Annotated in this window: 13 protein-coding genes; 6 read left to right on the top strand and 7 right to left on the bottom strand. The window is 59.8% G+C overall.

The annotated features are described in order from the left end of the window. Window positions 1-14 precede the first annotated feature (14 nt). The 3 genes from phnD to phnE (F8562_RS19425) all read left to right on the top strand — a co-directional run bounded on the left by phnD (window position 15) and on the right by phnE (F8562_RS19425) (window position 2,775). Window positions 15-956, top strand: a complete 942-nt coding sequence (gene phnD, locus F8562_RS19435) for a phosphonate ABC transporter substrate-binding protein (protein ID WP_009654530.1) — start codon at window positions 15-17, stop codon at window positions 954-956. A 68-nt stretch (window positions 957-1,024) separates the two neighbouring features. Beyond that, on the top strand, window positions 1,025-1,897 hold the full coding sequence (gene phnE / locus F8562_RS19430) for a phosphonate ABC transporter, permease protein PhnE (protein ID WP_014228099.1): 873 nt from the start codon (window positions 1,025-1,027) through the stop codon (window positions 1,895-1,897). Further along, window positions 1,894-2,775 carry a phosphonate ABC transporter, permease protein PhnE gene (phnE, locus tag F8562_RS19425; protein ID WP_014837534.1) on the top strand — a complete coding sequence of 294 codons (882 nt, stop codon included), beginning with the start codon at window positions 1,894-1,896 and terminating at the stop codon, window positions 2,773-2,775. The genes phnE (F8562_RS19430) and phnE (F8562_RS19425) overlap by 4 nt, the downstream gene beginning before the upstream one ends. A gap of 99 nt (window positions 2,776-2,874) precedes the next feature. Here the strand turns inward: phnE (F8562_RS19425) and F8562_RS19420 are convergent, their stop codons facing one another. Both F8562_RS19420 and F8562_RS19415 read right to left on the bottom strand, forming a co-directional pair. Then, a complete protein-coding gene (locus F8562_RS19420; RefSeq protein WP_014837533.1) occupies window positions 2,875-3,537 on the bottom strand; it encodes an HAD family hydrolase in 663 nt (220 codons plus the stop codon). Window positions 3,538-3,649: 112 nt separating this feature from the next. Then, a complete protein-coding gene (locus tag F8562_RS19415) occupies window positions 3,650-4,459 on the bottom strand; it encodes a sulfite exporter TauE/SafE family protein (protein ID WP_014837532.1) in 810 nt (269 codons plus the stop codon). 100 nt (window positions 4,460-4,559) lie between these two features. Between F8562_RS19415 and F8562_RS19410 the strand changes: the two genes are divergently transcribed. Next, window positions 4,560-5,357, top strand: coding sequence for an AraC family transcriptional regulator (locus F8562_RS19410; protein WP_004848073.1), 798 nt, complete (start codon window positions 4,560-4,562; stop codon window positions 5,355-5,357). A 7-nt stretch (window positions 5,358-5,364) separates the two neighbouring features. Here the strand turns inward: F8562_RS19410 and F8562_RS19405 are convergent, their stop codons facing one another. The 3 genes from F8562_RS19405 to F8562_RS19395 are packed head-to-tail and all read right to left on the bottom strand — an operon-like array spanning window position 5,365 to window position 9,484. Continuing rightward, a complete protein-coding gene (locus F8562_RS19405) occupies window positions 5,365-7,152 on the bottom strand; it encodes an aryl-sulfate sulfotransferase (RefSeq protein ID WP_014837531.1) in 1,788 nt (595 codons plus the stop codon). A 23-nt stretch (window positions 7,153-7,175) separates the two neighbouring features. After that, window positions 7,176-7,919, bottom strand: a complete 744-nt coding sequence (locus tag F8562_RS19400; protein ID WP_014837530.1) for an ABC transporter ATP-binding protein — start codon at window positions 7,917-7,919, stop codon at window positions 7,176-7,178. Continuing rightward, a complete protein-coding gene (locus tag F8562_RS19395; RefSeq protein ID WP_151891934.1) occupies window positions 7,916-9,484 on the bottom strand; it encodes an ABC transporter permease in 1,569 nt (522 codons plus the stop codon). Before F8562_RS19395 ends, F8562_RS19400 begins: the two co-directional genes overlap by 4 nt. Window positions 9,485-9,706: 222 nt before the next feature. Between F8562_RS19395 and F8562_RS19390 the strand changes: the two genes are divergently transcribed. Beyond that, window positions 9,707-10,774: an ABC transporter substrate-binding protein gene (locus F8562_RS19390; RefSeq protein ID WP_014837527.1), complete on the top strand. Its 1,068-nt coding sequence runs from the start codon at window positions 9,707-9,709 to the stop codon at window positions 10,772-10,774. Here the strand turns inward: F8562_RS19390 and F8562_RS19385 are convergent. Next, window positions 10,771-11,715 (bottom strand): LysR family transcriptional regulator, encoded by a 945-nt coding sequence (locus F8562_RS19385; RefSeq protein ID WP_014837526.1) that lies wholly within the window; start codon window positions 11,713-11,715, stop codon window positions 10,771-10,773. The two genes, F8562_RS19390 and F8562_RS19385, sit on opposite strands and share 4 nt — an antisense overlap. 330 nt (window positions 11,716-12,045) lie before the next feature. Here F8562_RS19385 and F8562_RS19380 point away from each other — a divergent pair, with 330 nt between their 5' ends. Further along, window positions 12,046-12,609 (top strand): C40 family peptidase, encoded by a 564-nt coding sequence (locus tag F8562_RS19380; protein ID WP_025107227.1) that lies wholly within the window; start codon window positions 12,046-12,048, stop codon window positions 12,607-12,609. 61 nt (window positions 12,610-12,670) lie between these two features. On the opposite strand, the gene phoE is transcribed toward F8562_RS19380, so the two are convergent. Then, complete coding sequence (phoE, locus tag F8562_RS19375; protein WP_004129421.1) at window positions 12,671-13,723, bottom strand: phosphoporin PhoE; 1,053 nt, start codon at window positions 13,721-13,723, stop codon at window positions 12,671-12,673. Window positions 13,724-13,956 lie beyond the last annotated feature (233 nt).

Here is a 13,956-nt window from a genome sequence, read left to right as displayed (position 1 = left end):
ACACGGGCAAAATAATGAAAAAGTACATCACTGGCGCAGTTCGTTTATCCGCAGCGGTTGCAGGCATTATGATGGCGTGGCAGGCAAGCGCTGCTGAACAGCCGAAGGAATTAAATCTGGGCATCCTTGGCGGTCAGAACGCAACCCAACAAATTGGTGATAACCAGTGCGTTAAACAGTTTCTTGATAAGGAGCTGAAGGTCGATACAAAATTACGTAACTCTTCCGACTATTCCGGCGTGATTCAGGGATTGCTGGGCGGAAAAGTTGACGTGGTCTTAAGTATGTCGCCGTCATCATACGCTTCCGTTTATATTAACAACCCTAAAGCCGTCGATATTGTCGGGATTGCCGTAGATGATAAAGATCAGTCCCGCGGCTATCACTCGGTGGTGATTGTCAAAGCCGACAGTCCGTATAAAAAGTTAGAAGATCTGAAAGGCAAAGCGTTTGGCTTCGCCGATCCGGACTCCACTTCCGGCTTTTTAATTCCCAACCACGCCTTTAAACAGCAGTTCGGCGGCACCTCGGATAATAAATATAATAACTTCTTCTCCAGCGTGACCTTCTCCGGCGGCCACGAGCAGGATATTCTGGGCGTGCTGAACGGTCAGTTTGCCGGCGCGGTGACCTGGACCTCGATGGTGGGTGATTATAATAGCGGCTACAGCGTCGGCGCCTTCAACCGACTGATTCGCATGGATCACCCGGATTTGATGAAGCAAATCCGCATTATTTGGCAATCGCCGCTGATCCCGAACGGCCCAATCCTGGTCAGCAATTCCCTGCCTGCTGACTTTAAGGCCAAAGTCGTCACCGCGATTAAAAAGCTGGATACCGACGATCACGCCTGCTTTATCAAAGCGATGGGCGGCACGCAGCATATCGGCCCGGGCAGCGTAGCCGATTTCCAGCAGATCATTGATATGAAACGCGAACTGGTTACCGCGCGTTAATCCCGCCCTGACGACGTCGCCCGGCCAGTCTCGCGGGCGGCGGCGACTCGTTGAAGACACAGCGACGCATGAATAATACCCATACCGAATTCGAACGCTATTACCAGCAGGTCCGCTCGCGGCAAAAGCGCGACACCTTTAGCTGGTCCCTGCTGCTGCTGGCGCTCTATTTTGCCGCCGGCAGTATGGCCGAGTTTAATCTCTTTACTATCTGGTACTCGCTGCCCAATTTTCTCGATTACATGTTTGAGACGCTGCCGACGCTGCACGTCGCCGACCTGTTTGCCGATTCGCACACTAAAGGCTCTCTGGCTTACTGGGGCTATCGTCTGCCCATTCAGCTGCCCCTTATCTGGGAAACGCTGCAGCTGGCGCTGGCGTCCACGCTGGTGGCGGTGGCGATTGCCACCCTGCTGGCGTTCGTTGCGGCCAACAACGCCTGGTCCCCTGCCCCACTGCGTTTTGCCGTCCGCGTGCTGGTGGCTTTTCTGCGCACCATGCCGGAGCTGGCGTGGGCGGTGATCTTCGTGATGGCTTTTGGTATCGGGGCGATCCCCGGCTTTCTGGCATTAATGCTCCACACCATCGGTAGCCTGACCAAGCTGTACTATGAAGCGGTAGAGAGCGCCCAGGATAAACCGGTACGCGGCCTGGCCGCCTGCGGCGCGTCGCATCTGCAGCGTATCCGCTTTGCCCTGTGGCCGCAGGTGAAACCCATCTTTCTCTCCTACGGCTTTATGCGCCTCGAAATTAACTTCCGCTCCTCAACGATCCTCGGGCTGGTGGGCGCGGGCGGCATCGGCCAGGAGCTGATGACCAATATCAAACTGGACCGGTACGATCAGGTCAGCATCACGCTGCTGTTGATTATTATCGTGGTATCGCTGCTGGATATGCTATCCGGCCGCCTGCGGCAGTGGGTTCTGGAGGGGAAAAAATGAGTCAGTGGCAAAATCAACCGGATATCGCCGCCAGCCGTCGCCAGCATCGGCATTTATACCAGGCCCAGGGGCGCTATCTGCGCTACGTCGGCCTGCTGACGCTGGCCAGCGTGCTCTACTATGTCTGGTTCTTTATGCAGTTCGGCATCAGCGGCGAGCAGCTCGCCACGGGGCTGCAGCAAATCAGCCGCTATTTGCTACGGATGTTCGTCTGGCACGACTTTTTCAACTGGCCGTTTCGCTATTACTTCACGCAAATCGCCATTACCCTGGCGATTGTTTTCGCCGGGACGCTTACCGCGACGGTCATCGCCCTGCTGCTCTCGTTTCTGGCGGCGCGGAATATTATGCGCGGCGTGATTCCGGGAACGATCGCCCTGCTGATGCGCCGGTTGTTCGACGTGCTGCGCGGTATCGATATGGCTATCTGGGGGCTGATTTTTGTCCGCGCCGTGGGGCTCGGGCCGCTGGCCGGGGTGCTGGCGATAATTATGCAGGATACCGGGCTGCTGGGCCGACTGTACGCAGAGGGACACGAGGCGGTTGACCGCTCGCCGGGACGCGGCCTGACGGCGGTGGGGGCGAACGGTTTGCAGAAGCACCGTTTCAGCATTTTTACCCAGTCTTTCCCGACGTTCCTGGCGCTGAGCCTGTATCAGATTGAATCGAATACCCGTTCCGCCGCGGTGCTCGGCTTTGTCGGCGCGGGAGGCATTGGCCTGATTTATGCGGAAAATATGCGTCTGTGGAACTGGGACGTAGTGATGTTTATTACCCTGCTGCTGGTGGCGGTGGTGATGGCGATGGATACGCTGTCCGCCTGGCTGCGCCGCCGCTATATCGGCGGCAGCGTGGTGCCGCTGTTTAAAGCTGATTAGTTTTTTCCCGGAGGCGGTGCTGCGCACCTGTCCGGGCTACCCAAACGGCACGAAAAAGTAGCCCGGGTAAGGCGTTTACGCCGCGACCCGGGGGAAAAATCACAGCCGCCACGCCAGCACCGGCCACTGGTGCTGCGCGTTCACCGCCGCCAGCTGCGGGCACGGATTGACCAGCCGTACGCGATCGGCATGCAGGCACAGCGGCAGGTCGTTGATCGAGTCGGTGTAGAAGGTCACCTCCCCCGAGTATTCAGGATGCGCCTGTTGCCACTGCGCCAGGCGCACCACCTTCCCCTGCTGATAGCTCGGCGTACCGGCAATCACGCCGCTATAGCCGCCGTCGGCCATCTCAACGTCAATCCCCAGCGCCTGTTCGATACCCAGCTGCGCCGCCACCGCCTGCACCAGCAGGCTAACCGAGGCCGAGATCACCAGCATCTGCTCGCCTTTAGCCTGTAAAGTCCGAATCAGATCCCACGCCTGGGGATACACGCGCGGCATAATTTCATCGCGCACGCAGCGCGCCAGCAGCGCGTCCACGTCCCGTTTTGCGACGCCAATCAGCGGCGCCTGAATCAGAGCCACATAATCGGCGATATTCATTTCGCCGCGGTCATAGTCGTCCATCAGCATCGCTTCCCGCGCCAGGTAATCGGGATCGTTTACCCAGCCTTCGCGCACCATAAAGCGGCTCCACAGCGTACTGCTGTCGCCCTTAATTAACGTATTATCCAGATCGAAAATGGTCAGCGTTTTACCCATCGTTTATTTTCCTTTATCGGCCACGGCGTCTCGCGAGAGCATGCGCAAGAAAAATGACAGCAGAATGACCCGGGCAAAACGCTCGGATGGATGCGCAGCGCCGCGTCCCTCATTATCCCCACACGCTCATCACCAGCAGTACGGCAATCAGCAATAGCGGATAAATTCGCACATGCCAGCGGTCCGGTAAACGCGCCAGCCAGCGGGAGGCGATTTTTAACCCCAGCCAGCTTCCCGCCACCAGCTGCGCCGCCGCCGACAGCCAGATATTGCCGACAAACCCATTCGGTAACGCCACCGGCGACAGCCAGGCCATCAACAGCCAGGTTAGCGTCGCCGTTGCCGCCAGCGGCAGCGTCAATACGTTGGCCATCCCTGCCGCTTCAGCCATCAGCACGCCGCGACGGCGCATCAGAGGGACGGTCATCACGCTTCCACCCACGCCGAGAAAAGAGGCGATCAGGCCAATGATCCCCCCTACCGTTAGCTCATGGGGCACCGTCGGTATCACCCGGTGGGATGGCGGGGTCATAAATCCGGCGCGAAGGTAGCAATCGGCAACGGTTGCCAGCAGATAGATAACGAACAGCCAGCGGATCCACGCCCCGCTCGCCTCAAGCGCCAGCAGCGCGCCCGCCGTTCCGCCAACCGCAATGCCGGTGAGCATGGCCCATAAGCGGCGCCAGCGGAGGGTACCGGTACGCGCGTGTCGCCAGCTCGCCAGCAGCGCGGAGCAAAGCATGACCAGCGCCGAGGTGGCGACGGCGATGTGCATCGCCTGTTGCCCGACGACGCTTTGCGCGCCCCACGCGCCGGTCACCAGGAAATAGAGCAGCGGGACGGTAACGAAACCGCCGCCGAAGCCAAAGAGCCAGGTGGTCACGCCCGATAGTATGCCGCACAGAAAAAGCCAGTCGCTCATTCGCACTCCTCCACAAAGGGAGGTAACGATATAGAATAACGCCGTGGCCGGCTTACGCTTTAAAGCCAATCTATTACGAATTTCAGCCAGGGCTATCTTCATGCGCAACGTTGCGATTAATGACGTCGACCATCTTCCTCGCCGGGTGCTGGCACTGGGCAGCGACTATCCGCCCAACACGCTTCTGGAGCGACATAGCCACCGCCGGGCGCAGTTTCTGTACGCCATGCACGGATTAATGAAGGTCGAAACGGACGACGGCCAGTGGCTGGTGCCGCCGTTCAGCGGGGTCTGGATCCCGGCGACGAAACCGCATCGCGTCTGGATGCCCGGCGTCAGCACCCACAGCCTGTATATTGACGCGCGGGACGCCCCGCGGGAAAGCGAACGCTGCGAAGTCTTACAGGTTTCTCCGCTGACCCATCAGCTGCTGCTGGCCGCCTGTCAGCTACCGCTGTTGTACGACGAGAGCGGGCGCGATGCCGCCCTGATTGCGCTGCTGCTCCATGAACTGCGCGCCGCCGCGCCGCTGCCGATGTTTACGCCGCTTCCGCAGAACAGCCACCTCGCGGCGCTATGCGGCGATTTTCAGCGCCAGCCGAGCATCCGCAGTACGCCGCAGCAGTGGGCGCAAAAACTGAGTAAAAGCGTACGCACGTTTAATCGTCTGTTTCGCCGGGAGACCGGGATGGCGTTTTGCGACTGGCGCCAGCAGGCATGCCTGATGTACGCCATGACGGCGCTGCGCGAGGGGCGTTCGGTTACCGAAGTCGCGCTCAGTCTGGGCTATGAGTATCCGGCCGCCTTTACCGCGATGTTCCGCAAAGCGATGGGCTATTCGCCGATGGCGTTTATCCGCCAGATAAACGGCGGACCGGCACGCGCCAGCCCGCCGTAGTCGCGGATTACCCGGCTGCGCGATGCAGCCAGTCGAGCAGCGTGTCCACCGAGAGCTGCGCAGGCGCGCGCGATGCTGGCTGCCCCGGTTTAATCAGCAGCAGCGTCGGCAGGCCGCGCACGCCGAGGTCGCTCGCCAGATCCTGATGCCGGTCGGCATCCAGATAGCGCGTATCCAGCTGAGCAAGCCGCGGGCTGAGCTTTTCATGCGCCAGCAGCTGCCAGAGCTTGCGGCAGTGCACGCAGCGTTCCGCGCCGACGAACAGCAGAACCGGCCGTTCGCTCTCCAGCTCGCCCGCCGCGCTTATCGGCGTGAACGCGCTTTCCGCGACGCGGAACAGCTTCGGACTGCGGCGCAGGGTATCGTTATCGGTTGCCACGCACAGCGCATCGGCGCTTTTACTGTACGGCTGTACGCCCACCACCCGCACCACGCTCTGCGCCGGACCGGCCGCCGCCGCGCCGGGCTGGCGCAGGGTTCGTACATCGACCGCCGCAATCGGCGTCTCCTGCGGCTGCGCCAGCTGCGGGATCCAGCCGTAGGGAATGCGGTAGGCGCGATAGACCATATTGTTGTTCAGGGTCTTGCCCCAGAACGGCGAAATATACTCCCAGACGATCTCGTGGTCGCGGGTCACTTCGAAAATGCGCCCGTTCGATCCTTCGTTAATCAGGGTATTGCCGTTTTCCAGGCGCTGCATATTGCTGATGTAGGGGCTGTAAAAGCGGTACGAATCGGTTGGCTGCGGCAGATCCGCTTCATAGGGCGAGTAGCGCCATTCGATATCGAGGGTCAGCGGGTTGATCTCCAGAATCCGTGAATAATCGCGCCAGGCGTTTTTCACCCCGTCCGCCGACGCCGGATTCGGCGCGCCGTATCCGGCCCAGCCGCCGTTATCGAAAATCAGGATATTACCCGCGCCCGGCAGCCCCTGCGGGATCATATGCGCATGGTGCTGGCCGATGATCCAGCCGATGTGCTTCAGCTCCGGTTTGCTGTAGTCCGGGCCCAGCTGCCAGACGATCTTGCCGCTCTGTTTGTCGATAATGGCAATAATGTTGGATTCGCGGGCGTCCCAGATAATGTTGTCGGGATGAAAACGCGTATCGCCAGCGTCGTACCACTTATTCGGCCCCAGCGCCGACATCGAGTTGATATGCATCCAGTCGCCCATTCCGCCGCCGCTGGCGCGCATATTCGGGTTGTTGTAGAGCGCGGTGCGCGCCGCATCGTCGAAGCCCAGCTCGTGAAAATGGTCGCTGCAGCGCCACTCCCACACCACGTTACCCTGCCAGTCGACTTCAATAATGGTGTCGTCCAGCAGCAGCTTGTCGGAGATCGCTTCATTCACCAGATTGGTGTGGGCGAGGATCAGGGTATTGCCGCCATCCACCTGCGGCTCCAGCCCCGGCGCGTAATAGCCCACCGGGTTGCCCGCCCGCTGATAGTCATGATGCGCGCGCGCCATCCAGCGCGTGGCGTTGCCGGGATCGCTCACCTGCTCGTAGCGGTCGAATTTCCAGGTGACGTTGCCTTCCCAGTCCACCTGGATCAGATCGAGCATATCCTGCATGCCGTAGCGCGGGTCGCGCTCGCCGCTGTGGCCAAGGATTGCGCCGCCGGGCAGGATTTTATTGGGAAACCCGTGCAGTTCAGGCCATTCGCGCACCGCGCGGCCGTTCATATCCACCAGCACCGCGCCGTGTTCGGTGGCCTGGAAAAGGGTATAGCCGCTCCAGGCGCGCTGCGGATCGTAGAGGGTGGCGCCGGTCGGGTAGACGGAAGGATGTCCCATATGTTGCTCCTTAAATAATAGAATCAGGCAGAAGTAATCAGGTTGCGAATCTGGCGGCAGGCGGCGGTAAACGCGGCATCATCGCGCTGGCGCGGATGGGGCAGCGCCAGGCTTACCACTTCCCGTATCCGCCCCGGACGCGGCGAAAGCACGACGACGCGATCGGCCAGGGCGACGGCTTCTTCCACATCGTGCGTCACCAGCAGCGTGGTGGTTCCCGCGCGCTGGTGGATCTGTAAAAGTTCCTGCTGCAGGGTGTGGCGCGTCAGGGCATCCAGCGCGCCGAAAGGCTCGTCGAGCATCAGGATCTGCGGACGAGCCACCAGGCCGCGGGCAATAGCCACCCGCTGGGCCATGCCGCCGGAGAGCTGCGCGGGCAGCGCGTTGACGAATTCGCTGAGCTGCACGCGCTCCAGCATTTCCAGCGCCCGCTGGCGCTTCGCCGCCCGGCTGAGCTTTTCATCCGCCAGGCCGAGCATCACGTTGTCGAGCACGTTAAGCCAGGGAAACAGGCGCGGCTCCTGAAACACAATGCCGCGCTCTTTGCCCACGCCGGTGACCGGCTCGCCGTTAATGCAAATATCGCCCTGGGTCGCTGATTCCAGGCCTACCAGCATCCGCAGCAGCGTCGATTTACCGCAGCCGCTGCTGCCCACCAGCGCCACCAGTTCACCGGCGGCGATATCCAGGCTGAAATTCTGTAGCGCCGTCACCTGTTGCCAGGATTTACGCACGTGGCGAAAAGAGACCAGGGTTGAAGAGGTCATAGCTGCTCCTGTTGACGCCAGCGGGTGGCGCGCATTTCCAGTAAACGTCCGGCTTTATCCAGCGCCGCGCCGGTGATACCGACCAGCACCATGCCGCAGAGAATGGTGGGCATATCCAGCAGCTGCTGGGCATTGATCATCAGGCTGCCGATGCCGACGCCGGAGGACATGAAATATTCCGCGCCGATATTGCCAAGCCAGGCGTAAATCAGCGCCAGCCGCAGACCGGCGAAGATCCCCGGCGCCGCGCCGGGAATAATAACCCTGCGCAGGCGCGCTAACTCGCCCAGGCGCAGTACCCTGGCGACTTCGTCGAGCTGCGGGTTACGCTGAAGCACGGCCTGCAGGGTGCTGAAGAACATCGGAAAGAACGACGCCAGCGCGATAAAAACGATTTTGCCGCCGTTATCGTTGCCCACCCATGCGGTCAGCAGCGGCAGCCAGGCAAACAGGGCGATATGGCGCAGCACGTTGAGCGTGGGCGTGAAGATTTGCCCGGCGCGCGGGCGCAGCGCCAGCAGCAGTCCGCAGAGCAGGCCCCCCGCAATCCCCAGCGCGCCGCCGACAAAGGCTCGCCCGAGGCTTGCCAGCATCGCCGCGGTCAGCTCCCCGCTCAGGGCGCCCTGAATAAAACGCGTCGCCACCGCCAGCGGCGAAGAGAACAGCGCGCCATCGATCCAGCCCCACGAGCTTGCCAGCTGCCACAGCGCCAGCAGGACCAGCGGCAGCTGCAGCGCCCGCCAGCTGGCCTGCGGTTTCCACGCCAGGCGTCCGGCGGCAGGCTGCGGCCAGAACACCAGACGGGCACAGGCGCGGTTCGCCGCCCACTCCATCAGCATGCCGCTCAGCCCCACGACCGCAATGGTGACGAAGACGATATCCAGCTGAAACAGCTGGCGGCCCCAGACCATCAGGTAGCCAATGCCTTCTGAAGAGGCCAGCAGTTCGACGACGATAAGCGACACCCAGGCCTGCGATAGCGCCAGACGCAGGCCGGTAAACCAGCCCGGCAGGCTTGCGGGGATCACCAGCCAGCGCAGCCGCTGCCAGCGGGAAAAGTTCATCACCTTTGCGGCTTCGCTCAGGGTCAGCGGCACGCCGGCCACCGCCTGCTGCGTGTTAATGGTCATCGGCACTACGGTGGTTTTGATGATAACCGCCAGCTTGAGGCCGTTATCAATCCCGAACAGCACCATAAACAGCGGGATCCAGCCGAGCGTCGGGATTTGCGCCAGCGCGTAGAACAGCGGTTCCACCCGCTGCGCGGCGGCCGGCACCAGGCCGAACAGCGCGCCGAGCAGCGTCCCAGCAATGGCGCCCAGCAGCAGGCCAAGCGCCAGATGCTGAAGGCTGAATCCCCACTGCGCCAGCAGATCCCCGCTCAGCAGCGATAGCGCGGTATCGGCAACCACCGACGGCGCGGGCAAAATTTGCTCCGGCATCCACCGTTCGCGGGCGGCGATGTACCACAGCAGCAGCAGTAACGCAGGCAGCAGCCACGGCCAGCCGTTAAGCCTGAAGCCCGGCCTGCCTGGGGCATCGGTTCTTAAGATCATCTGCGACATATCAGTCCACTTTTCGGCAAGTTATGCCGCTATCAAAACGTGACTTCTCCTTCGCCGCCATTGCGTAAGGCGAATAATCCCGATGCATCGAATGCATTTCAGCCTGCCGGGCGCGCAGCGTTTGATTTAGCTTTTTTTCACCCAAGCTTGGCGAATAAAAGCATTTAACACGCAGCCCGTTGGCTCTTTAGGGTGAGAAAAAACTCAGGAGAGCAACACGTTATGATGAAAGCATTTTTTAGCCGCACCGTGCTGGCGCTGGTGGCGGTTATCGGCCTGGCGGCCAGCGCGCAGGCCGAAGCGCTGCGTACCATTCGCATCGGCGTACCGGACCAAAGCGCGGGCAGCAAGCCGTTTATTGAGGGGCCGGTCGGCATGGCGTTTATCCGCCATCAGCTGGAAGAGGCGTTTAAACCGCAGGGTGTGGAAGTGCAGTGGCAGTTTTTCAAAGGCGCGGGCCCGGCGGTAAATGAAGCCTTAGCCAACCGCCAGCTGGATTTTGTCTACCTCGGCGATCTGGCGGCGATCATCGGTAAAGCCAACGGGCTGCCGACGCGCCTGCTGCTGGGCAGCCGCGGCTCGGAATCCTGGCTCGCGGTAACCAAAGCCTCAGGGATTAAAACGCTGGCCGATCTGAAAGGCAAACGGGTCGCGGTATATCGCGGCACGGCTGACCAGCTGGCCTTTGACCGGGCGCTGCAAACCGTCGGCCTCAATGAGCGCAGTTTGCAGACGATCAACCTTGACTGGAACGCCGGCAAAGCGGCGCTGGCGGCCGGTCGCGTCGATGCGGTGTGGGGCGGCGTTTCGCTGCTGGCGCTGCGCGGCGATAAGATTGATGTGGTCGTCAAAAGCGGTGACTCCGGCCGCCAGAACACGACTCAGGCGGGGTTCCTCGGCACGCAGGCGTTTATTGACGCCTGGCCGCAGGCGACCCAGCAGATCGTTAACGTGCTGGTGAAGAACGCCGCGGAAATCAGCGACCCGGCCAATCGCGACGCCTGGTCCGCCGAGATGGCGCAGCAGAGCCAGATCCCGCAGGCGCTGTTTCTCGAAGAGCTGCAGCCGCAGGATCTGAACTTTACCACCTCGCCGCGTATCGATCCGTTCCTGACCGACAGCTTTAGCAATAGCGTCGAACAGGCTAAATCCGGGCGGCTAATCCGCAGCGCTTTTGACGTCAGCCAGTGGGTAGACGGCCAGTTTGTCGAGCAGGCGCTGAAAGCCCAGGGGCTGGAAAACCGCTGGCCGCAGTACGATGCCAAAGGCCAGGCGAAAAACGCCGGTTAACTCCTCTCCTCCTGCGCCAGCAGCTGAAGCTGATGCTGACGATCGGTATGAAGGATAATCTCAATCAGCTTCTCCACCAGCGGCGGCTGGGCCGCGTGAACCGGAGAGATAATGGCAAACCGGGTCTGCATCAGCCGCCACTCCTCAGGCAGATCGCTGAGCTCCAGCTTAACCAGCCGATGGCTGTGCTGGCATAGCGCGAAGCCGTCCTCGCTGGCGAAGCTAATCGCGTTGGTCTGCGCGAGGGTGGCAAGCAGCGCGTAGATATGATCGCACTGAATCGCCGGGGTAAAGTCCTGCTGCTGGCTGAGGGTCGCCAGCACCTTGCGCACGCCCGGCGGCAGATAGGGGGCGGCAAAGGGGTAGCGCAGCATCGCCTGGATAGAGACCGGCCCCTGTTTGGCCAGCGGATGATCGGCATGGCAGACGAAAAAGCAGCGCTGCGGGCTGAGCGGCTGCACGCGCAGCTGCGGGTCGAGCTCGGCCTGCCAGCTGTCGGCAACCACAAAAGGGTAGAGCTGAGAGGTCAGCGCCTGATGCAGCGCCAGCCAGTTATCAATCTGAAAGCGCACCCTCGCCTGCGGCAAAAGGCGATGAAACTCGCCGACGGCGGCCGGAATCAGCCTTGCGGCAGGGGCTGGCCCGCAGCCAAAAGCAACCTCGCCGTTTTGCGCATCGTCCGCTTCGCGCAGCTGGCTGCTGAGCTCCACGTTCAGCTCCTGAAAGCGGCGGGCGTAGGGCAGCAGCTTTTGCCCGTGAAGGGTGAGCGTCGGTAGCTTGCTCTGGCGATCGAATAACGGATGGCCGACGCTCTGCTCCAGCGCCTGAATGCTGCGGCTGAACGCCGACTGCGACAGGCACACCGCCTCCGCCGCGCGATTAAAACTGCCGTATTCAACTAACGCGACAAAGTTGCGCAGTTGGCGAAAATCCAGATGCATTAGCCCGCCCCACTCTCTCTTTTAGGGTACAAAAGTACTGGAGGGCAGCCTGGCGGCGCAATGGCGGGATGATGAGGATCTTTCACCTTGCGCTGAAGCGGAACAGACGCGCGACATATGGATATTTGTGAAATATTGTTTCACAGAGAAAAAATTTATTAATGGAAAATGAGGCGCTCCCGGCGAAAATAAAGACCGCCGATGTTCACCGCGTATCCGACCTATATTATTTACGTAAGGTTTCGTAAATTTTGCTTTTGGTCATTCTGAGGCCGTAGCGAATCGGCTATAAAATATCACGGCCCGTTTTCAGTGACGAAAAACAATGATATGAAGCCCAGACTCTCTCACGCGCTATTATTTGTTCCTTTTTTGCTTTTGGCAGGATGTTCATCCTCATCGAAACCGCATAAAACCGCCGCCCAGAGTAGCCACGCGACCATCGACGGAGGTTCTGACGATCTGATCCCGGTGATCGCCGCGCTGCACGATCAGATGCATACCTGGGAGGGAACGCCCTACGAGTGGGGCGGGACGGAGCAAAGCGGGGTCGACTGCTCCGGGTTTGTCTGGCGTACGCTCAAAGATCGCTTCAACCTGCCGATGGAGCGCATCACCACCCGCGAACTGCTGCATATGGGAGAACGCGTGAGCCCGCGGCAGCTGCGGCCGGGAGATTTGGTTTTCTTCCGCATTAAAGGCGGCATGCACGTCGGCTTCTATGATACCGACCGTAATTTCCTTCATGCCTCCACCAGCCAGGGCGTGATGCGCTCTTCGCTGGATAATCCGTACTGGCAATCGGTATTTTATCAGGCGCGCCGCCTGCCGAAGGAATATAACGCGCAGATCACGATGAATAACGATAATCTGCATCTGGCGAAAAACCGTTAATCAGCAAGAATAAAGCCGCCCTGTCACCACGGCGGCTTTATTGTTTTTTACCGGCGACGGCTTAGAACTGGTAGGTCATACCGACAGCGACGATATCGTCATCGTTGATCCCGAGCTTATTATCGCTCTTCAGCTGGTTGATTTTGTAATCCACAAAGGCGTTCATGTTTTTGTTGAAGTAATAGGTCACGCCAACGTCAATGTAGTTGACCAGGTCTTCGCTCCCCACGCCCTCAATATCCTTGCCTTTTGACAGCACGTAGCCCAGGGACGGACGCAGGCCGAAATCGAACTGGTACTGCGCCACGGCTTCAAAGTTCTGCGCTTTATTGGCAAAACCGCCGCTGATTGGCGTCATTTTGCGGGTTTCGGAGTACATGGTCGCCAGGTAGATATTGTTGGCGTCATATTTCAGTCCGGTCGCCCAGGCTTCCGCTTTTTTACCCGTGCCGCGGGCCAGCAGGTTCTGATCGTTCGTGCGATCGGAGCTGGTGTAGGCCGCGCTGACGGCGAAGTCGCTGCCGCCGAAGTCGTAGCTTAAGGCGGTACCGAAGCCGTCGCCGTTCTGTTTCTTGGCTTCACGGCCTTCGTTTTTACCCTGATATTGCAGGGTCAGGTCCAGGCCATCCACCACGCCGAAGAAGTCGGTATTGCGGTAGGTTGCCAGGCCGCTGGCGCGTTTGGTCATAAAGTTATCGGTCTGCGCGGAAGAGTCGCCGCCGAATTCCGGGAACATATCGGTCCAGGCTTCGACGTCGTACAGCGCGCCGAGGTTACGACCATAGTCAAATGAACCGTAGTTTTTGACTTTCACGCCGGCGAACGCCAGACGCGTTTTCTGCGAAGAGTCGCTTTCAGTTTTGTTGCCGGAGAACTCCGATTCCCAGCGGCCGTAGCCGGTCAGATCGTCGTTAATCTGCGTTTCGCCTTTGATGCCGAAACGAACGTAGGTCTGGTCGCCATCTTTGCTGTCATAGTCGCTCATATAGTGCATCGCTTTGACTTTGCCGTAGACGTCCAGTTTATTGCCGTTTTTATTATAAACTTCTGCCGCCTGCGTAGCCGAAGAAGCAATAAGACCCATCATCATTAATGCCAGTGAGCTCTTTTTCATTATTCAGTCCTGGTAATTTATTTATACGCGCTAATCAATTCCGGGCAGAAGCCCCGTCAAAAACTGCAGGTTTTTTAACGCTCTAATATTAAAAATTTATGACAATATGGAACTTTTTCTAAAAAAGGGTATTAAATTATTTCCGTCATGAATGTGTCACACTTCCCCGCCAGAATGCCCGATCCGCGCAATGAAGTGGTTCGTCCACCACGCCAGGTGTTGGCAAGCGGGCT

The sequence above is a fragment of the Klebsiella sp. RCJ4 genome, from assembly GCF_009025755.1.
GTDB classification, from domain to species: domain Bacteria; phylum Pseudomonadota; class Gammaproteobacteria; order Enterobacterales; family Enterobacteriaceae; genus Klebsiella; species Klebsiella michiganensis.
The sequence above is the reverse complement of the archived record's forward strand: the minus strand, read 5'-3'. Positions and strand labels throughout refer to the sequence as shown.

Bases quoted from the DNA above. Each gene is read 5' to 3' on its own strand.
- phnD (WP_009654530.1), top strand. From the start codon at position 15: ATGAAAAAGTACATCACTGGCGCAGTTCGTTTATCCGCAGCGGTTGCA.
- phnE (WP_014228099.1), top strand. From the start codon at position 1,025: ATGAATAATACCCATACCGAATTCGAACGCTATTACCAGCAGGTCCGC.
- phnE (WP_014837534.1), top strand. From the start codon at position 1,894: ATGAGTCAGTGGCAAAATCAACCGGATATCGCCGCCAGCCGTCGCCAG.
- F8562_RS19420 (WP_014837533.1), bottom strand. From the start codon at position 3,537: ATGGGTAAAACGCTGACCATTTTCGATCTGGATAATACGTTAATTAAG.
- F8562_RS19415 (WP_014837532.1), bottom strand. From the start codon at position 4,459: ATGAGCGACTGGCTTTTTCTGTGCGGCATACTATCGGGCGTGACCACC.
- F8562_RS19410 (WP_004848073.1), top strand. From the start codon at position 4,560: ATGCGCAACGTTGCGATTAATGACGTCGACCATCTTCCTCGCCGGGTG.
- F8562_RS19405 (WP_014837531.1), bottom strand. From the start codon at position 7,152: ATGGGACATCCTTCCGTCTACCCGACCGGCGCCACCCTCTACGATCCG.
- F8562_RS19400 (WP_014837530.1), bottom strand. From the start codon at position 7,919: ATGACCTCTTCAACCCTGGTCTCTTTTCGCCACGTGCGTAAATCCTGG.
- F8562_RS19395 (WP_151891934.1), bottom strand. From the start codon at position 9,484: ATGTCGCAGATGATCTTAAGAACCGATGCCCCAGGCAGGCCGGGCTTC.
- F8562_RS19390 (WP_014837527.1), top strand. From the start codon at position 9,707: ATGATGAAAGCATTTTTTAGCCGCACCGTGCTGGCGCTGGTGGCGGTT.
- F8562_RS19385 (WP_014837526.1), bottom strand. From the start codon at position 11,715: ATGCATCTGGATTTTCGCCAACTGCGCAACTTTGTCGCGTTAGTTGAA.
- F8562_RS19380 (WP_025107227.1), top strand. From the start codon at position 12,046: ATGAAGCCCAGACTCTCTCACGCGCTATTATTTGTTCCTTTTTTGCTT.
- phoE (WP_004129421.1), bottom strand. From the start codon at position 13,723: ATGAAAAAGAGCTCACTGGCATTAATGATGATGGGTCTTATTGCTTCT.